Origin of the sequence: Oryzobacter terrae (assembly GCF_042756445.1) — a bacterium.
GTDB classification, from domain to species: Bacteria; Actinomycetota; Actinomycetes; order Actinomycetales; family Dermatophilaceae; genus Oryzobacter; species Oryzobacter terrae.
The window spans coordinates 239,862-256,528 of record NZ_CP170578.1 but is presented as its reverse complement, the minus strand read 5'-3'; the positions used below and the strand labels follow the sequence as shown (position 1 = coordinate 256,528).

Below are 16,667 nucleotides of genomic sequence, written 5' to 3'. Positions count from 1 at the left end.
GGTTGCGGGGGTGAGCAACGAGCAGCGTCGTCTCGCCGGTCGGTACGTCCTCGAGTCGCCCATCGGTCGCGGCGGCATGGGCGAGGTCTGGCGGGGGACTGACACGGTCCTCGGCCGCCAGGTGGCGGTCAAGACGATCGACCTGCGTGCCGTCCACGACGAGTCGGGGGCCGCCCGCTTCGAGCGCGAAGCCCGCGCGACGGCGGGGCTCAACCACCCGGGCATCGTCACGGTCCACGACAGCGGCGTCGAGGACGACACCGCCTTCCTCGTCATGGAGCTGCTCTCCGGCCCGTCGCTCGCCGAGCGGCTGCGCGAGGGCCCGCTGCCCGTCGCCGAGGTCGTCTCGGTCGGGGAGCAGGTGGCCAAGGCCCTCGACGCCGCGCACGCCCGCGGCCTGGTCCACCGCGACGTCAAGCCCGGGAACATCGCCTATGCCGACGACGGCCGGATCCGGGTGCTCGACTTCGGGATCACCCAGCTCGGCGACACCGCAGGCTCGCAGGCGCTCACCGCCACCCACACCGTCATGGGCACCGCCGAGTACCTCGCGCCCGAGCAGGCGATGGGCGGCCGCGTCGACGGCCGGGCCGACCTGTACGCCCTCGGCTGCGTCCTGTACGCCCTGCTCGTGGGACACGCGCCGTTCCGCGGCGCGACGCCGGTCGCGACGATGATGATGCACGCCAACGACCCGGTCCCCGACGTGCGCGACCTGCGACCGGACACCCCCGACTGGCTGGCCGAGGTCGTCACCGGCCTGCTCGCCAAGAACCCCGACGAGCGACCGAGCGGGGCGGCCGCCGTCGCCGACGCCCTCGTGCGGCACGAGCCGGTGGCCGGTGTCGCCACGACGGTCCTGCCCGCGGCCGGTGCCGCGGCGGCCGGGGCAGCCGCGGCCTCCGGAGCCACGACCCAGCGTCTCGACCCGGTGCCTCCTCCGCCGGTCGCCCCGCCCCCGACCCGTCCCGACGACCGCTGGGACGACCGCCGGGACGACAGCCGCGGCGGGTCGGGCCTGACCTGGCTGCTCGCGCTCGTCGCCCTCGTCGCCGTCGCCCTCCTGCTGTGGCAGCTCCTCGGTCGCGACGAGGACCCCGGCGGCACCCCGTCGGCGACGCCGAGCGCGTCGAGCGCCGCCCCCTCGACCTCGGAGGCCCCGCCCACCACGGCGGAGCCCACTCCCACCGACACGCCCACCGCGACCCCGACGCCCAGCCCGTCCGACACCGCCGACCTCGAGGGCGACGTCGAGGACGCCATCGGTGCGCTCAGCGATGGCATCGACGACCTCGACAGCGCAGGGTCGCTCGACGGGGACAGTGCCAAGAAGCTGCGCGACGCCGTCCGCGACGTCCGCCAGGCGCTGCGCAGCGGCGACGACCCGCAGAAGGTCACCGAGAACGCCGACAAGGTGGCCGACGAGCTCCAGAAGGGTGTCGACGACGGGACGATCAGCCCGGAGGCGGCCCAGCAGCTGCAGCCGCTCGTCGAGGACCTGCGCACCGCGGCCGGTGCGTACGCCGACGACGACCAGGGCTGAGCGGCCCCCGGACACGCGCAAGGCCCCGAACCAGTGGTTCGGGGCCCTGCCGTCTGGTGTCCGAGGGGGGACTTGAACCCCCATGCCCGATAAAGGGCACTAGCACCTCAAGCTAGCGCGTCTGCCAATTCCGCCACCCGGACGAGTGCCGCAGCCGGGCCGGGGAGGCCTGCCTGCGGACCGGAACATTACACGGGTTCCGCCACGATCCGAAATCGGTTCAGCCCCGCGCGCCCCACGGGTCGCACACCCCGAGGGACCCTCCGGTCACCCGTTGAGGACGCCCTCGTACCAGTCGGGCCCGATGCCGCGGGCCGCCTCGGCGGACGGGCGGATCGTGCGTCGCTGGGTGCCGTGCTCGGCCATGATCTCGGCGAGCCGGTCGAGCCGCTCGGTGGCCTGGCGGCAGCCCTTCTCGCGGACCTCCGCGGGGTGGCGTCCGACGGCGTCGCCCCAGATGGCCCGGCCCGCCATGAAGCCGATCGCCCCGGCCTTCGCGCCGATCTCGAGCTGGCGGGCGAAGCCGTCGAAGGTGACGCCGGCGGACAGGAGCACCCACGGCCCGTCGACCTCGGCGTCCATGGCCTCGCACGCCGCGGCCGCGCCGGCCTGCCCGTGCTCGGTGCCGATGACGGTGGGGAACTCCATCTTCATGATGTCGCCGCCGGCGCGCCGGTAGGAGCCGGCCGACGAGATGACGCTCGCGGTACGGACGTCCTGGACGGCCGGGTCGTCGAGCGACTCGCCCTCCCGGGGGTACCAGAGCGGCTCGAGGACGAGCGGCAGCTGGAGGGTGGTGCACTCGGCGGCGACCTCGGAGACGATGCCGTGGTTGCGCTCCTGCACGTCGTCGGGGTCGTCGTGGCGGTGGAAGATCACGAGCTTGACGGCGTCGCAGCCGACGGCCGCGAGCTTGGCCGGCCCCCAGCCGGGCTTGAGGGTCAGCTCGAGGTCGAAGCCCGTGGGGCTGGTGTCGGGGGCGTGGTAGAGCTCCTCGATCCCCGAGATGAGGCCGACGTCGCCGGGCAGCGCCCCACCGGCGATCGCCTGGGCGAGCGAGGTGGCCGGGTCGAGGAGCACGGCGGTGGAGTGCGGCGCCATGGCCTCGATGAGCTCGAGCTTGGACTCGACGACCTCGTCGTGGCCGACGGCCGACAGGTCGGAGTCGAAGAGCAGCTTGTAGGGCTCGGGGTGGTCGATCGCGGCGACGCGGATCCACCCGTCGCTGTCGGAGATCCGCGCGACGCGCCGGAGCTGGCCCAGGTTGGAAACGATTGACTGAGGTGTCATGGGTCCATACGGTACCCATCACCATGGCGATCTGGGTGGATTGTGGAATCGATTGCGGAACGACCGTCACGAAGGCGGTCCTCCTCGGCGACGACGGCAGGCTGCTCGCGCACGCCTCCCGGCCGACCCGGTGGGAGACGCCGGCCCCGGGATGGAGCGAACGGTCGGCCGGCGGGCTGGGCGAGGCGGTCGACGCGCTCCTCGCCGAGGTGGCGGCCGCCGTCCCCGATGCCCGGATCCGCTCGGTCGGCGTCTGCTCGATCGCCGAGACGGGCGTCCTCGTCGGGGACGACGGTGCCTTCCGCCACCCGATGATGGCGTGGCACGACCCCCGCGGCGGCGACCAGGCCAAGGCCCTCGCCCCCGAGGTGGCCGCGGCCCTGCCGGCCCGGACCGGCCTGTCCGTCAGCCCCGTCCCCTCGCTGTTCAAGCTGCTGTGGCTGCGCGACGAGGCGGGTGTCGACCTGCGGGGGACGAGGTGGCTCGGGGTCGCCGACGTCGTCGTGCGCCACCTCGGCGCCGAGCCCCACTCGGAGCGCTCGCTCCTCGGCCGCACCGGGCTCCACGACGTCCACGAGGAAGCGCCGTGGCAACCCGCCCTCGACCTGCTCGGCGTCGGGCCCGAGCTGCTGCCGCCGGCCGTCACCGCCGGTGCGGCGCTGGGGCGGGTGCGCGCGGACCACCCCGTGGAGGCCGCCCGGGGCGCGGTCATCACCCTCGCCGGGATGGACCACCTCGTGGCAGCCGTCGCCGTCGGCGCGGGCGGCATCGGCAGCATGTGCGACTCGATGGGGACCGGCGAGGCGCTCACGGTGACCCTCGCCCACCCGCCGGCACCCCCCGCGGTCGCCGACCTCGTCGCCCGGGGGACCTCGGTGCACGCCCACGTCATCGACGGGGCGACGTGCGTCATCGGAGGGCTGCGCTCGGGCCTCGTCCTCGACCACGTCCTCACCCTCCTCGGGGCCCACAGCCGCGAGGACCGCCGCGCACTCGACGACGCCGCCCGGGGCACGCCCCCGGCCGACGGCATCGTCCTCACCGGCCTGGCGCTCGACGACGACCTGACCGTGAGCGCGTCGTGGCCCGAGGGCACCCCCCGCGAGGCCGTGTGGACCGGGGTCCTCGAGCGGCTGCGCGCCGGTGTCGAGAGCCGGGTCCGGGCGGTGCAGGCGGCCGGGCACCCCCTCGAGGAGCTGTACGTCACGGGTGGGTGGGCCCACCTCGGCACCGTGCTCGAGAGCCGACGTGGCCTGCTCGAGCGGATGCGGGTCGTCGACCTCGACGAGCCGGGCGCCGTCGGGTCGGCGCTCTTCGGCCGGTGGGCGGCGAAGCAGGGAGAGGGGACCGACCCGGTCCGGCAGCACGGGCCTCCGGCCGGGTGGTTCGCGACGTCGCCGTCCTAGGGTGGTCCCATGAGCGCATCCGAGGCCAGCACCGTCCGCCCCGAGGACGAGGTCGTCCGGATCTGCCGGGACCTCATCCGGATCGACACGAGCAACTACGGCGACGGGTCCGGCCCGGGGGAGGCCGAGGCCGCGGCGTACGTCGTCGAGCAGCTGCGGGAGGTCGGCCTCGAGCCGCGGACCTTCGAGAGCGACCCCGGCCGGGTCAGCGTGGCCGTGCGGATCCCCGGCGCCGACCGCGAGCGCGGCGCGCTGTGCGTCCACGGGCACCTCGACGTCGTCCCGGCGAACGCCGCGGACTGGTCGGTCGACCCGTTCGCCGCCGAGGAGCGGGACGGCTGCATCTGGGGCCGCGGCGCGGTCGACATGAAGGACATGGACGCGATGATCCTGTCGGTCGTGCGCCACCTCGCCCGCACCGGCACCGTGCCGCCCCGCGACCTCGTCGTCGTCTTCTTCGCCGACGAGGAGGCCGGGGGCACCAAGGGCTCGCACTTCCTCGTCGAGCACCACCCCGACGTCTTCGAGGGCGTCACCGAGGCGATCAGCGAGGTCGGCGGGTACAGCGTCACCCTCACCGACAAGGACGGCGAGGAGCGACGGACCTACCTGCTCCAGACCGCGGAGAAGGGCATCGCCTGGCTGCGACTGACCGCCAACGGGCGGGCCGGCCACGGCTCGGTCCCGAACCCGGAGAACGCGATCGTCCGTCTCGCCGAGGCGATCTCGCGCATCGCCGCCCACAAGTGGCCCCGCGAGTACATCCCCTCGGTGCGCACCCTCCTCGACGGCCTGTCCGAGCTCACCGGGACCGGCTGGTCCGACGAGGACCTCGAGGAGCTCCTCGACCACCTCGGCGGCGCCCAGGGGTTCGTGCGCGGCACCCTGCAGGACACGAGCAACGTCACGATGCTCGACGCCGGCTACAAGCACAACGTCATCCCGCAGCACGCGTCGGCGAACGTCGACTGCCGTTTCCTGCCCGGCCACGAGGACGACCTCATGGCCACGATCCGCGAGCTGGCCGGCGAGCACGTCGACGTCGAGGTCCTGCACCGCGACATCGCGCTCGACGCGCCGTTCGAGGGCGACCTCGTCGACGCGATGGTCGCGGCGCTGCGCTCCGAGGACCCCGACGCCGACGTCCTGCCCTACTGCCTCTCGGGCGGCACCGACAACAAGGCGCTCTCGCTGCTCGGGATCACCGGCTACGGTTTCGCGCCGCTGCGCCTGCCGGCCGACCTCGACTTCGCGCCCATGTTCCACGGCATCGACGAGCGCGTCCCCGTCGAGTCGCTGCACTTCGGCGCGCGGGTGCTGCTCCGGCTGCTCGAGACCTGCTGAGGCGCGGCGCCGGGCCGGCGCCGGGCCGGGCCGTCAGGGTGTCGTCGCGTCAGGAGACGGTGACCGAGGAGCGACGGGGTCGGATGATGCGTCGCCGCAACCAGGTCCGCGTGCGACCGCCCACGTAGGTGCGCGTGCGTTCCAGCTCCCACCGGCCGTACTCGGCGTGGTCGGTCAGCAGACGGCGGATGGTGGACCTCTCCGTGTCCCGTCCGAACGACAGGACGAGGTACTCGTACTCGACCACCGACACATTGTGCGTCAGGGACCGGTACCGTCGGAACCATGAGCGCCGACCCGCGTGCCGCACTGACCCAGCTCGTTGCCGCCTTCGAGCGTCACCTCGAGGCCAGCAGCACCCGGCACGGGGAGGACGACCCCGGAGTCGTCGCCGCGTACGAGGACCTCGCTGACGCCTTCGAGGAGTACGACGGAGCCCTCTACGACGCCTACGGGGAGATGACGCCCCTCGACATCTACTCGGGCGACGACGCCACCGACGGCGACGGCGAGGACGACGAGGAGTCCGACGAGGACCCCGACGACGGGGGTGACGACGAGCTCGACGACCACGACGACGAGGACGGCGACGACACCCGCCTGTTCACCGGGCTCGACGACGACATCGAGTACGAGGACGACCGGACCCGCTGAGCCGCAGGGCTTCCGGGCACCTCAGGCGTGCTCCACCGACACCTCGTCGAGCGCGAGGACGATCTCGTCGGGGAGCTCGACGTCCTCGGACTCGAGCAGTGCCGACAGCTGAGTCGGCGTGCGCGGTCCGATGATCGGGGCGACGACGCCCGGCCGGTCGCGGACCCAGGCGAGGGCGACGACGGCAGGGGAGACCCCGAGGCCCGTGGCCGCGGTGTGGACCGCCTCGACGACGCCGCGGGTGTGGTCCCCGACGTGCCGTCCGGCGAAGCGGGAGAACTCCTCCGACGCCAGCCGGGAGTCGGCGGCGACCGTGGTCCGGTACCGGCCGGCGAGGACGCCCCGCCCGAGCGGTGACCAGGGCATCAGCCCGAACCCGAGGTGGGCGGCGGCGTCGACGAGCTCGCGCTCGGGCGCGCGCGCGACGAGGCTGTACTCGACCGAGTCGACGGCCAACGGCACCTTCGCCTCGGCCAGGAGCGACATGGTGCGCGCCGCCTGCCAGCCGACGTGGTTGGAGACGCCGACGTAGCGGGCCCGGCCCGACGTGTGGGCGTGGACGAGAGCGCCGACGGTCTCCTCGAGCGGGGTGTGCTCGTCCCAGGTGTGGGCCAGCCACACGTCGACGTGGTCGGTGCGCATCCGCCGCAGCGAGGTGTCGAGCTGGGCGAGCATCGCCCGGCGCGAGCAGTCGACGACGCGAGAGCCCGAGGCCCGGCTGATCCCCGACTTCGTCACGAGGACGACCTCGTCGCGGGACCCGTGGAGCAGGTCGCCGAGGATCTCCTCGCTCGCCCCGCCGGCGTACCCGTGGGCGGTGTCGACGAGCGTCCCGCCGGCGGCGCGGAAGGCGGTGAGCAGGTCGGCGGCGTCCTCGGCGGAGGTGCGGGTGCCCCAGGCCATGGTGCCGATCGCCAGCCGGGACACGGTGAGGCCGGTGGCCCCGAGGCGGCGGGTCAGCATGGCGGCGACCCTATCGGGGGCCACGTCGATACCGTGGGCGCCATGCGGCTGGCGATCATGTGCGGATACGCGGGAATGGGGCTCGGCCCCGGCACCCTCGAGCTGGTCAGGGCGGCCGAGCGCCTGGGCTACGACCAGGCCTGGGTCGCCGAGGCCTACGGGTCCGACTCCCCGAGCGTGCTCGCCTGGCTCGGCGGCCAGACCGAGCGGATCGCCCTCGGCGCGGGGATCATGCAGATCCCCGCCCGGACCGCGGCGATGACCGCGATGACCGCCGCGACGATCGACACCCTCACCGGGGGGCGCTTCCTCCTCGGGCTGGGCGTCTCCGGACCGCAGGTCAGCGAGGGCCTGCACGGGGTGGCGTTCGCCGACCCGCTGGGCCGCACCCGCGAGTACGTCGACGTCGTGCGGATGGCGCTGCGCCGCGAGCCGGTCGAGTACCACGGCAGACACCTCACCCTCCCCCTGCCCGACGGTCCGGGCAAGGCCCTCAAGCTGACGATCCGACCGCCCCGGGCCGACCTGCCGATCTACCTGGCGGCGGTGGGCCCGAGGAACCTGCGGCTCGCCGGGGAGGTCGCCGACGGCTGGCTCGCGGTCTTCCTCTCGCCCGAGCACTGCGGAGAGCAGATGGAGGCGGTCCGGGCGGGGCGTGAGGCCGTCGGCGCCGGGGAGGCGGACGACCCGATGGCCGGGTTCGACGTCGTCGCGACCGTCCCCGTCGTCGTCACCGACGACCTCGAGGCCGGTCGGGCGGCCGTCGCCGACTACACGGCCCTCTACATCGGGGGGATGGGCAGCCGCGAGCAGAACTTCTACAACCGGCTCGCGCGGCGGATGGGCTTCGACGACGCCGCCGACCGGATCCAGGACCTCTACCTCGACGGCCGCCCGCGTGACGCCGCCGCGGCCGTGCCGTTCGAGCTCGTCGACGCCACCGCCCTCGTCGGGCCACCCGGGCGGATCGCCGAGCGGCTGGGGCGGTACGCCGAGGCCGGCGTGACCACGGTGTCGGTCGCCCCCTACGCCCGGACCCCGCAGGAGCAGGCGGCCGTCCTCGAGGTCGTCGCGGACGCCGCGCGCGCCCTCGGCTGACCGCGCGCTCACCGCTACCCGGGGTGCCGTGGCTCCCCGTGGCGACCGCGCCGCCTAGGGTGCTGTCCCGTGCCCGTCGAACTCAGCTACCTCCAGGCCGTCGTCCTCGGGATCGTCGAGGGACTCACCGAGTTCCTGCCGATCTCCTCGACCGGCCACCTGACGATCGCCGAACAGCTGCTCGGCCTGCCGGTCGACGCCCGCGCGGTGACCGCCTACACGGCGATCATCCAGATCGGGGCCATCGCCGCGACGTTCCTCTACTTCGCGCGGAAGATCGCCCGCCTGTTCATGGCGTGGGTCAACGGGCTGATGTCCGCCGAGGCGCGCGAGGACCGCGACTACACGCTCGCGTGGGCCGTCATCGTGGGCTCGCTGCCCGTCGGGGTCGTCGGCTTCCTCGCGCGGGACCTCATCTCGGGGGCGCTGCGCAGCCTGTGGGTCGTCGCGGGGGCGCTCATCCTGTGGAGCGTCGTCATCTGGGTGGCCGAGCAGCGGCACGACGTCCTCGAGAAGCAGGGCGTCCAGCGCGACGAGCACGCCATCACCGTCCGGGACGGTCTCGTCATCGGGCTGGTCCAGTGCTTCTCGCTCATCCCCGGCGTCTCGCGGTCGGGCGCGACGATCTCGGCCGGGCTGATGCGCGGCATCGACCGCGTCACGGCCACCGAGCTCTCCTTCTTCATGGCGATCCCGGCCCTCACCGCCGCCGGCGTCTTCGAGCTCGCCCGCGGCTTCGACGACATCGTCGCGCTCGGGGTGGGCCAGATGCTCGTCGGCGTCGTCGTCGCGTTCGGCACCGCCTACGCGTCGATCGCCTGGCTGCTGAGGTTCGTCGCGTCCAACTCGCTGCGACCCTTCATCTGGTACCGCGTCGCGCTCGGCCTCGTCGTCCTCGTCGCCCTCTGGGCGGGGTGGGTCTCCGCGACCTGATGGGCCATGAGCCGTCGGCCGGCGAGCCGACCAGCGAGGAGCCGGCGAGCGACGAGCAGCTCCAACGGGTCCGGCTCGACCCGCTGACGATCCTCGAGGGCACCGTGACCCTCGTGGAGCCGGACCCGGCCTGGCCCGCCCTGTTCGAGCGAGAGGCCGCCCGCATCCGCGCGGCGCTCGGCGCCCGGGTCGTCCTCCTCGAGCACGCCGGCTCCACCTCGGTGCCCGACCTCGTGGCGAAGAGCAGATGCTCCGGTTCCGCGACCGCCTGCGGACCGACGCCGCCGACCGCGAGCTGTACGCCCGCACCAAGCGCACCCTCGCTGCCCGCCGGTGGCGCCACGTCCAGCACTACGCCGACGCGAAGTCCGCCGTTGTCCGCGACATCCTCGGCCGCTGCGAGCCCTGACCTCGGGGCTCAGAGCCAGCCGGACCTGCGGAACGCGCGGTAGAGGCCGCCGCAGACGACGGCCATGACGCCGAGCACGATGAAGTAGCCGTACTGCCAGCGCAGCTCGGGCATGTGGTCGAAGTTCATCCCGTAGATCCCGGCGATCATCGTGGGCACGGCGGCGATGGCGACCCACGCCGAGATGCGCCGCATGTCGGCGTTCTGCTGCACCGAGATCTGGGCCAGGTGCGCGCCGAGGATGTCGGTGAGCAGGCGGTCGTAGGACTCGACGTGGTCGATGACGCCGTGGAGGTGGTCCGAGACGTCGCGCAGGAGCAGGCGCAGCTCGCCCTCGGGGACGGGGCTGCGGTCGGAGCGGTGGAGCAGCTGCAGCGGCACGGTCAGGGGGGCGGCGGCACGGCGGAACTCCAGGACCTCGCGCTTGAGCCGGTAGATCGACGCGGAGTCCATCTGCTCGCCCGAGAACACCCGGGTCTCGATCTCCTCGAGGTCGGTGCCGATCTCGGCGTCGATCGCCTGGTAGGTGTCGACGACGCTGTCGACGATCGCGTGCAGGACCGACATCGGGCCGAGCCGGAGGCGCTCGGGGTCGGCCTCGAGCGTCTGGCGCAGGCCCACCAGCGGGCCGGGCTCGCCGCGTCGCACCGTGACGACGAACCGGTCGCCGACGAAGACCATGAGCTCGCCCGTCTCGATGTCGGAGGTCTCCTCGAGGTAGCGCAGCGGCTTGAGGACGACGAACACCGTGGAGTCGTAGAGCTCGATCTTCGCGCGCTGCCGGCCCTTGACGGCGTCCTCGACGGCCAGCGGGTGGAGCTGGAGCTCGTCGTCGACCTCGTCGAACTCGGCCGTCGTGGGGTCCTTGAGGCCGATCCACAGGAAGTCGCCGGGAGCGCCCCCGGCGCGGATGGCGGCCAGCTCGTCGCTGAGGTCTCCGCACGGGGCCCGACGTCCGTCGAGGTACAGGGCGCTGTCGACGATCACCCCGCCATTGTGTCGGGGACGCGTCGCCCGCGGGCCACGAGGAGGCGACGCGCCGCGACCCGGGGTGCCAGCCGCCTACAGTGGTCCCTCGTGGCCACCGTCCTGCTCCTGCGTCACGGGCACTCGACCGCCAACGCCGCGGGGGTCCTCGCGGGCTGGTCGGAGGGCGTCGGCCTCACCGACACCGGCCGCGAGCAGGCGTCGCGGGTGGGCGAGCGCCTCGCGCCGCTCACCGTCGCCCGCGTCGTGTCGAGCCCCCTCCAGCGCTGCCTCGAGACGGTCGGCCTCGCGCTGCCCGACCACGAGGTCGCGACCGACGACCGGCTGGGGGAGTGCCACTACGGCGGCTGGACCGGCCGCGCGCTCGCCGACGCCGCCAAGGACCCGCTGTGGCGGGTCGTCCAGGACGACCCGGTGTCGGCGACGTTCCCACCGCACGACGACTACGCGTCGGAGTCGCTGGGGGAGATGGCGGCCCGCGTCATCGGTGGGGTCCGCGCCCTCGACGCCGAGGTCGAGGCCGAGCACGGGACCGACGCCGTGTGGCTCGCGGTGAGCCACGGCGACCCCATCAAGTCGGTCGTCGCCGAGGCCGTCGGGGCCGGGATCGCCGGTCTGCAGCGGGTCCGGGTCGACCCCGGCAGCATCACGGCGGTGCACCTCACGGCGCACCGGATGGTGCTCCTCGCGAGCAACACCGTTCTCGGTGACCTCGGGCCCCTCGTCGCCCGTCCACGGCACGCGCCGACCGGGGACTCCGAGGTCGGCGGGGGAGCCGGCTGACACGTTCCGCAGGACGGGGCCGGTGTTGATCGTCCCCGTTGTTGCGAATAATGTGCAACAAGGACGCGGGCGCCCCCGCGACCTCCCGAGCCAGGAGCGATGCATGCACGTCCCCGACGGTTTCCTCGACGCGACGACGTCGCTCGGCACCGCCGCGGTCGCGACCGGCGTCGTGGCCCTGTCGCTGGGTCGGGCGGCCCGGCGTGAGCTCGACGACCGCTCGGCGCCACTGGCCGGACTCGTGGCGGTGTTCGTGTTCGCCGCCCAGATGCTCAACTTCCCCGTCGGGGCCGGGACCTCCGGTCACCTGGTCGGCGCGGCCCTGGCGGCCGTCCTCGTCGGCCCCGCGACCGCGACGCTCTGCCTCACGGTCGTCCTCGCGGTCCAGGCCTTCCTCTTCGCCGACGGCGGCGTCACCGCGCTCGGCACCAACGTCCTGCTCATGGGGGTCGTCGCCGTGTGGGTCGGTCACGGGGTGTTCCGCGGGAGCCTGGCCCTCCTGCCGCGCCGCCTCGCGTCGGTCCCGGTCGCCGCCGGCCTCGGCGCCTTCGCCAGCGTCCCCGCTGCGGCCATGGCGTTCGTCGGGCTCTACGCGGTCGGTGGCGCCGCGCCCATCCCGCTCGGCACCCTGGCCGCGACGATGGGCGGCTGGCACGTCCTCATCGGGCTCGGCGAGGCGGCCATCAGCCTCCTCGCGGTGTCGAGCATCGTCGCCGCCCGCCCCGACCTCGTCCGGGGGGCGCGCGGCCACCTGCCCGCGCTGGCCCTGCACACCCCCGAGGTCGTCGCGTGAGCACGTCGACGACCCCACGGACCCCGCCGGCCCCTGAGGCCCCTCGTGGCCGCCCGTCGACGCGCGCCGTCGTCGCCACCGGCCTCGTCGTGAGCCTCCTGCTCGCCGTCGTCGTGTCCTTCTACGCGTCCGGCCACCCCGACGGCCTCGAGTTCGTCTCCGAGCGGCTCGGCTTCCTCGACAGCGCCCGCGACTCCGCGACGGCCTCGTCGCCCCTCGCCGACTACGGGGTCAGCGGGGTGGAGGACGCACGGCTGTCCGGCGGGCTCGCCGGCCTCGTCGGTGTCGTCGCGACCGGGATCGTCATGCTCGGGCTCGTCCTGCTCCTCCGGCGGCTCGGCCGTTCGCGCCGCCGGCGCGACTGACGTGGGATCGGGGCACGGCAGCCACCTGCACGTCGAGGGCGACACCGCCGTCCACCGGATGCCGCCGCACGCCAAGCTCCTCGGGCTGCTCGCCTTCGTCCTGCTCGTCGTGTCGGTGCCGCGCGGGGCGCACGGCGCCCTCGTCGGACTGCTCGCGGTCGCCCTCGCCGTCCTCGCGAGCACCCGGGTCCCGGCGCGCCACCTCCTCCCACGGCTGGCCGTCGAGACGCCGTTCGCGGTCTTCGCGCTCGTGCTGCCCTTCGTCGCCGTCGGGCCCGACGTCGACCTCGGCCCGTTCCGCGTCTCCGAGCCCGGTCTCGAGGCCGCGATCGCGCTGCTGCTCAAGGGAACCTGTGGCGTCGTCGCTGCCGTGACGTTCGCGGTGACGACCCGCCCGCGCGACCTCGTCCGCGCCCTCCAGCACCTTCGGGTGCCCGACCAGCTCGTCCTCATCGTCTCGTTCATGGTCCGCTACGTCGACGTCGTCGCCGACCAGATGCGCCGGATGAAGGTCGCGCGGGAGTCGCGGGGGTTCACCCCGCGCTCGGTGCGCGCCTGGCCGGCGCTGGCGTCGAGCACGGGCGCCCTCTTCATCCGCAGCTACGAGCGCGGGGAGCGGGTCCACCTCGCGATGGTCAGCCGGGGATGGAACGGGCGGCTCCCGGTCACCGGCGTCCTCGCCGCCTCGCCGGCCCAGTGGGCCCTCGCCCTCGCCCCTGCCGCCGTCGCGGCCGCCGTGAGCGTGGCGGTGCGGGCCGGATGAGCGTCCCCGTCCTCGACCTGCGCGCGGTGGCGTACGCCTACCCGGGCGGGCACCAGGCGCTCTTCGGCGTCGACCTCCACGTCCACCCCGGCGAGCGGGTCGCCCTCCTCGGGCCCAACGGCGCCGGCAAGACGACCCTCGTCCTCCACCTCAACGGGGTCCTGCGGCCCGGCCACGGCAGCGTCACGGTGTCGGGTCTGCCGGTCACCGACGCGAACCTGCTCGAGGTGCGCCGTCGCGTCGGCCTCGTCTTCCAGGACCCCGACGACCAGCTCTTCATGCCGACCGTGCGTGACGACGTCGCCTTCGGCCCGGCGAACCTCGGGGTCCGCGGGGCCGACCTCGACGCCCGGGTGCACGAGGCCCTCGACGCCGTGGGCGTCGCCGACCTCGCCGACCGGGCGCCGCACCACCTCTCGTTCGGGCAGCGCCGCCGGGTCGCCATCGCCACGGTGCTCGCGATGCGCCCCGAGATCCTCGTCCTCGACGAGCCGTCGTCGAACCTCGACCCCGCGTCCCGCCGTGAGCTCGCCGACATCCTGAGGGGGCTGCCCGTGACGCTCCTCATGGTCACCCACGACCTCCCGTACGCCCTCGAGCTGTGCGAACGGTCGGTCGTCCTGTCGGAGGGAGCCGTCGTCGCCGACGGGGTGACCCGGGAGGTCCTCGGCGACTCCGGTCTCATGGCACGCCACCGCCTGGAACTCCCCGTGGGGTTCTCGATCTAGGGTGTCGTCCATGGCTGCAACCGTCTTCGACCCGCCGGAGCGCTTCGTCGCCGGCACCGTCGGACCGCCCGGGGGACGCACCTTCTTCCTCCAGGCCAGCGGCGAGGGCCGGCTCGTCTCGGTCTCCCTCGAGAAGGTCCAGGTCTCGGTGCTCGCCGACCGGGTCAACGACCTGCTCGACGCGCACGCCGAGGGCACCGGCACCGAACCGCTCGGCACGGGCGACACCGAGCCCCTCGCGACGCCCATCGAGGACGAGTTCCGCGTCGACACCCTCGCCCTGACGTGGGACACCGAGCGCGCGTCGGTCGTCATCGAGTGCCACGACGCCGACCCGGAGGAGGCGCCCGAGGAGTCGCTGCAGACGCTGCGCGTCGTCCTCACCCCGCAGGCCGCCCGGGCCTTCGCCCGGCGCTGCGGCGCGGTCGTCTCCGCCGGGCGTCCCGCCTGCCCCTTCTGCGGCCAGCCGCTCGACCCCACCGGCCACATCTGCCCTCGTGCCAACGGCTACCGACGCTGAGCTCGAGCGCCTCCTCGCGCAGGGGGAGCTGACGCCCGTCGGCCGGCTCTCCGACAGCTCGAACGGCGCCCTGCTGTGCACCGTCGACGACGGCGCCGACGGGCTGCTCGTCATCCACAAGCCCGAGGTCGCCGAGCGGCGCCTGTGGGACTACCCCGACGGGACCCTCGTGGCGAGGGAGCGCGCGGCCTACCTCATCAGCGCCGCGGGCGGCTTCGACGTCGTCCCCCCCACCGTCCTGCGGCAGGGCCCGCACGGCCGCGGGTCGGTCCAGCTGTGGGTGGGACCGGTCGAGGGCGAGCCCGACCCCCTCGTCGGCGTCACCCCGGTGCACGAGGTGCCCGAGGGATGGGTCGTCGTCCTCTCGGGCGAGACCCCGGAGGGCAGGCCCGTCGTCGTCGCCCACGCCCCGCACCCGGCGCTGCGCACGGTCGCCGTCCTCGACGCCGTCCTCAACAACTCCGACCGCAAGGGCGGCCACCTCCTGCGCGACGGCGACGGGGTCCGCGGCTGCGACCACGGGGTGAGCCTCGGCGTGGAGCCGAAGCTGCGCACCGTGCTGTGGGGCTGGGCCGGCGAGGAGGTGCCCGAGGCCGACCTCGAGCGGGTCGAGGCGCTGCGGCAGGCCCTGGAGGGCGAGCTCGCCGAGGAGCTCCACGAGCTGCTCACCGTCGACGAGGTCGAGGCGCTGGGCGGCCGCACGGCCCACCTCCTGCGCACCCGGCGGCACCCCCTGCCGACCCCCGGCTGGCCCGCCATCCCGTGGCCCGCGATGTAGGTCGCCCGGCGGCGGAGGCCCTGCGGCCGCACCGTAGGCTTGCCCGGTGAAGTCGTGGCCCGCCCCCTTCGTCCCGGCCGTGCCCGGCCACGGCGAACCCCTCCGTCTCTTCGACACCCAGAGCGGATCAGTGCGCCCCGTCGACGCCGGGCCCTCGGCACGTCTGTACGTCTGCGGCATCACGCCCTACGACGCCACGCACCTCGGGCACGCCGCCACCTACGTCACCTTCGACGTCGTCGCCCGGGCCCTGCGCGACGCCGGCCACGAGGTCACCTACGTCCAGAACGTCACCGACGTCGACGACCCGCTGCTCGAGCGCGCGGCCCGCGACGGGCGCGACTGGCGCGAGCTCGCCACGGCCGAGATCGACCTCTTCCGCGAGGACATGACCGCCCTGGCCGTCCTCCCGCCCGACCACTACGTCGGGGTGGTCGAGTCGATGGCCGAGATCGCGGCCGCGGTGCGTGGCCTCCTCGAGCGCGGCGCCGCGTACCGGCTCCCGGTGCCCGACGGCGAGGGGGAGGACGTCTACCTCGACCTCGCGACGACGCCCGACTTCGGCTCCGTGTCCGGATGGACGCGCGAGCAGATGGGCGCGGTGTTCGTCGAGCGCGGCGGCGACCCCGACCGCGAGGGCAAGCGCGACCCGTTCGACCCGCTCCTCTGGCGGGCCGCCCGTCCCGGGGAGCCGTCGTGGGACGACGAGGTCCTCGGCGCCGGCCGCCCGGGGTGGCACGTGGAGTGCACGGCCATCGCGCTGACCCGCCTCGGGGCCGAGATCGACGTCCAGGGCGGCGGGAGCGACCTCGTCTTCCCGCACCACGAGATGAGCGCCGTCCAGGCGACCGCGCTCACCGGCGACGACGTCTTCGCCCGGCACTACGTCCACCAGGCGATGGTGGGTTTCGAGGGCGCGAAGATGAGCAAGTCCAAGGGCAACATCGTCCTCGTGTCGAGGCTGCGCGCCGGCGGGGTCGACCCGATGGCGATCCGGCTCGTCCTCCTCGCCCGGCACTACCGCACCGACTGGGAGTACACGCCCGACCTCCTCGTCGACGCGCAGGCCCGGCTCGAGCGGTGGCGCGAAGCCCTGTCGGTGAACCTCGGGGCCGACGCCACCGAGACCATCGCGCAGGTCCGGGCCGCCGTCGCCGACGACCTCGACACCCCTCGAGCCCTCGCCGTGGTCGACGCGTGGGCCGAGAAGACGCTCGGCGGCGCCTGGGACGAGCCGGGGGCGCCCGGCCTGGTGTCCCGCACCGTCGACGCCGTCCTCGGCATCCGCCTGTAGGAGGCGCAACGGAGCG

19 protein-coding genes, 1 tRNA gene and 1 pseudogene are annotated in these 16,667 nt (G+C 74.2%); 16 read left to right on the top strand and 5 right to left on the bottom strand.

Features of this window, described 5'->3' with window-relative positions; genetic code table 11:
* The first annotated feature begins 10 nt into the window (after positions 1-10).
* Positions 11-1,543 carry a protein kinase gene (locus ACFWN3_RS01255; RefSeq protein WP_377642645.1) on the top strand — a complete coding sequence of 511 codons (1,533 nt, stop codon included), beginning with the start codon at positions 11-13 and terminating at the stop codon, positions 1,541-1,543.
* A gap of 54 nt (positions 1,544-1,597) precedes the next feature.
* Here ACFWN3_RS01255 and ACFWN3_RS01250 read toward each other — a convergent pair.
* Both ACFWN3_RS01250 and ACFWN3_RS01245 read right to left on the bottom strand, forming a co-directional pair.
* Positions 1,598-1,686: transfer RNA gene (locus tag ACFWN3_RS01250), tRNA-Leu, on the bottom strand.
* 124 nt (positions 1,687-1,810) lie between these two features.
* Positions 1,811-2,833 carry a hypothetical protein gene (locus ACFWN3_RS01245; protein WP_377642643.1) on the bottom strand — a complete coding sequence of 341 codons (1,023 nt, stop codon included), beginning with the start codon at positions 2,831-2,833 and terminating at the stop codon, positions 1,811-1,813.
* A gap of 23 nt (positions 2,834-2,856) precedes the next feature.
* On the opposite strand from ACFWN3_RS01245, the gene ACFWN3_RS01240 reads away from it, so the two are divergent.
* A complete protein-coding gene (locus ACFWN3_RS01240) occupies positions 2,857-4,239 on the top strand; it encodes an L-fuculokinase (protein ID WP_377642641.1) in 1,383 nt (460 codons plus the stop codon).
* A gap of 9 nt (positions 4,240-4,248) precedes the next feature.
* The gene (locus tag ACFWN3_RS01235) at positions 4,249-5,583 is read left to right on the top strand and encodes a M20/M25/M40 family metallo-hydrolase (protein ID WP_377642639.1); all 1,335 of its coding nucleotides are present in this window, start codon (positions 4,249-4,251) and stop codon (positions 5,581-5,583) included.
* A gap of 49 nt (positions 5,584-5,632) precedes the next feature.
* Here ACFWN3_RS01235 and ACFWN3_RS01230 read toward each other — a convergent pair whose 3' ends face one another.
* Entirely contained in the window at positions 5,633-5,830 is a 198-nt protein-coding gene (locus ACFWN3_RS01230; protein ID WP_377642637.1) for a DUF5703 family protein, read from the bottom strand.
* Positions 5,831-5,868: 38 nt separating this feature from the next.
* Here ACFWN3_RS01230 and ACFWN3_RS01225 point away from each other — a divergent pair, with 38 nt between their 5' ends.
* Complete coding sequence (locus ACFWN3_RS01225; RefSeq protein ID WP_377642635.1) at positions 5,869-6,237, top strand: primosomal protein; 369 nt, start codon at positions 5,869-5,871, stop codon at positions 6,235-6,237.
* 21 nt (positions 6,238-6,258) lie between these two features.
* On the opposite strand, the gene ACFWN3_RS01220 is transcribed toward ACFWN3_RS01225, so the two are convergent.
* Positions 6,259-7,200 carry an aldo/keto reductase gene (locus tag ACFWN3_RS01220; protein WP_377642631.1) on the bottom strand — a complete coding sequence of 314 codons (942 nt, stop codon included), beginning with the start codon at positions 7,198-7,200 and terminating at the stop codon, positions 6,259-6,261.
* 42 nt (positions 7,201-7,242) lie between these two features.
* On the opposite strand from ACFWN3_RS01220, the gene ACFWN3_RS01215 reads away from it, so the two are divergent.
* The 4 genes and pseudogenes from ACFWN3_RS01215 to ACFWN3_RS01200 all read left to right on the top strand — a co-directional run bounded on the left by ACFWN3_RS01215 (position 7,243) and on the right by ACFWN3_RS01200 (position 9,640).
* A complete protein-coding gene (locus tag ACFWN3_RS01215) occupies positions 7,243-8,298 on the top strand; it encodes an LLM class F420-dependent oxidoreductase (RefSeq protein ID WP_377642629.1) in 1,056 nt (351 codons plus the stop codon).
* 69 nt (positions 8,299-8,367) lie between these two features.
* Entirely contained in the window at positions 8,368-9,231 is an 864-nt protein-coding gene (locus ACFWN3_RS01210) for an undecaprenyl-diphosphate phosphatase (protein WP_377642628.1), read from the top strand.
* Positions 9,231-9,461 (top strand): annotated as a pseudogene (locus ACFWN3_RS01205) (GrpB family protein); the annotation flags it as partial. The gene ACFWN3_RS01210 and the pseudogene ACFWN3_RS01205, both read left to right, overlap by 1 nt.
* A 17-nt stretch (positions 9,462-9,478) precedes the next feature.
* Complete coding sequence (locus ACFWN3_RS01200; protein ID WP_377642626.1) at positions 9,479-9,640, top strand: GrpB family protein; 162 nt, start codon at positions 9,479-9,481, stop codon at positions 9,638-9,640.
* A gap of 9 nt (positions 9,641-9,649) precedes the next feature.
* Here the strand turns inward: ACFWN3_RS01200 and corA are convergent, their stop codons facing one another.
* On the bottom strand, positions 9,650-10,627 hold the full coding sequence (gene corA / locus ACFWN3_RS01195; RefSeq protein ID WP_377642625.1) for a magnesium/cobalt transporter CorA: 978 nt from the start codon (positions 10,625-10,627) through the stop codon (positions 9,650-9,652).
* Positions 10,628-10,717: 90 nt separating this feature from the next.
* On the opposite strand from corA, the gene ACFWN3_RS01190 reads away from it, so the two are divergent.
* The 8 genes from ACFWN3_RS01190 to mshC all read left to right on the top strand — a co-directional run bounded on the left by ACFWN3_RS01190 (position 10,718) and on the right by mshC (position 16,651).
* Positions 10,718-11,410, top strand: coding sequence for an MSMEG_4193 family putative phosphomutase (locus ACFWN3_RS01190; RefSeq protein ID WP_377642623.1), 693 nt, complete (start codon positions 10,718-10,720; stop codon positions 11,408-11,410).
* A 103-nt stretch (positions 11,411-11,513) separates the two neighbouring features.
* Positions 11,514-12,203, top strand: a complete 690-nt coding sequence (locus tag ACFWN3_RS01185; RefSeq protein WP_377642622.1) for an energy-coupling factor ABC transporter permease — start codon at positions 11,514-11,516, stop codon at positions 12,201-12,203.
* The gene (locus ACFWN3_RS01180) at positions 12,200-12,568 is read left to right on the top strand and encodes a PDGLE domain-containing protein (protein WP_377642620.1); all 369 of its coding nucleotides are present in this window, start codon (positions 12,200-12,202) and stop codon (positions 12,566-12,568) included. Before ACFWN3_RS01185 ends, ACFWN3_RS01180 begins: the two co-directional genes overlap by 4 nt.
* A 1-nt stretch (position 12,569) precedes the next feature.
* Positions 12,570-13,331, top strand: coding sequence for a cobalt ECF transporter T component CbiQ (cbiQ, locus tag ACFWN3_RS01175; RefSeq protein ID WP_377642618.1), 762 nt, complete (start codon positions 12,570-12,572; stop codon positions 13,329-13,331).
* Positions 13,328-14,059 carry an energy-coupling factor ABC transporter ATP-binding protein gene (locus tag ACFWN3_RS01170; protein WP_377642616.1) on the top strand — a complete coding sequence of 244 codons (732 nt, stop codon included), beginning with the start codon at positions 13,328-13,330 and terminating at the stop codon, positions 14,057-14,059. The genes cbiQ and ACFWN3_RS01170 overlap by 4 nt, the downstream gene beginning before the upstream one ends.
* A 10-nt stretch (positions 14,060-14,069) precedes the next feature.
* The gene (locus tag ACFWN3_RS01165; protein WP_377642615.1) at positions 14,070-14,579 is read left to right on the top strand and encodes a DUF3090 domain-containing protein; all 510 of its coding nucleotides are present in this window, start codon (positions 14,070-14,072) and stop codon (positions 14,577-14,579) included.
* Positions 14,557-15,357 carry an SCO1664 family protein gene (locus tag ACFWN3_RS01160; protein ID WP_377642613.1) on the top strand — a complete coding sequence of 267 codons (801 nt, stop codon included), beginning with the start codon at positions 14,557-14,559 and terminating at the stop codon, positions 15,355-15,357. Before ACFWN3_RS01165 ends, ACFWN3_RS01160 begins: the two co-directional genes overlap by 23 nt.
* Positions 15,358-15,403: 46 nt before the next feature.
* Positions 15,404-16,651 (top strand): cysteine--1-D-myo-inosityl 2-amino-2-deoxy-alpha-D-glucopyranoside ligase, encoded by a 1,248-nt coding sequence (gene mshC, locus ACFWN3_RS01155; RefSeq protein ID WP_377642611.1) that lies wholly within the window; start codon positions 15,404-15,406, stop codon positions 16,649-16,651.
* Positions 16,652-16,667: the final 16 nt, after the last annotated feature.

Excerpts from the sequence above, each read along its gene's own strand:
- ACFWN3_RS01245 (WP_377642643.1), bottom strand. The coding sequence starts at position 2,833 with ATGACACCTCAGTCAATCGTTTCCAACCTGGGCCAGCTCCGGCGCGTC.
- ACFWN3_RS01240 (WP_377642641.1), top strand. The coding sequence starts at position 2,857 with ATGGCGATCTGGGTGGATTGTGGAATCGATTGCGGAACGACCGTCACG.
- ACFWN3_RS01235 (WP_377642639.1), top strand. The coding sequence starts at position 4,249 with ATGAGCGCATCCGAGGCCAGCACCGTCCGCCCCGAGGACGAGGTCGTC.
- ACFWN3_RS01225 (WP_377642635.1), top strand. The coding sequence starts at position 5,869 with ATGAGCGCCGACCCGCGTGCCGCACTGACCCAGCTCGTTGCCGCCTTC.
- ACFWN3_RS01220 (WP_377642631.1), bottom strand. The coding sequence starts at position 7,200 with ATGCTGACCCGCCGCCTCGGGGCCACCGGCCTCACCGTGTCCCGGCTG.
- ACFWN3_RS01215 (WP_377642629.1), top strand. The coding sequence starts at position 7,243 with ATGCGGCTGGCGATCATGTGCGGATACGCGGGAATGGGGCTCGGCCCC.
- ACFWN3_RS01200 (WP_377642626.1), top strand. The coding sequence starts at position 9,479 with ATGCTCCGGTTCCGCGACCGCCTGCGGACCGACGCCGCCGACCGCGAG.
- ACFWN3_RS01185 (WP_377642622.1), top strand. The coding sequence starts at position 11,514 with ATGCACGTCCCCGACGGTTTCCTCGACGCGACGACGTCGCTCGGCACC.
- ACFWN3_RS01170 (WP_377642616.1), top strand. The coding sequence starts at position 13,328 with ATGAGCGTCCCCGTCCTCGACCTGCGCGCGGTGGCGTACGCCTACCCG.
- ACFWN3_RS01165 (WP_377642615.1), top strand. The coding sequence starts at position 14,070 with ATGGCTGCAACCGTCTTCGACCCGCCGGAGCGCTTCGTCGCCGGCACC.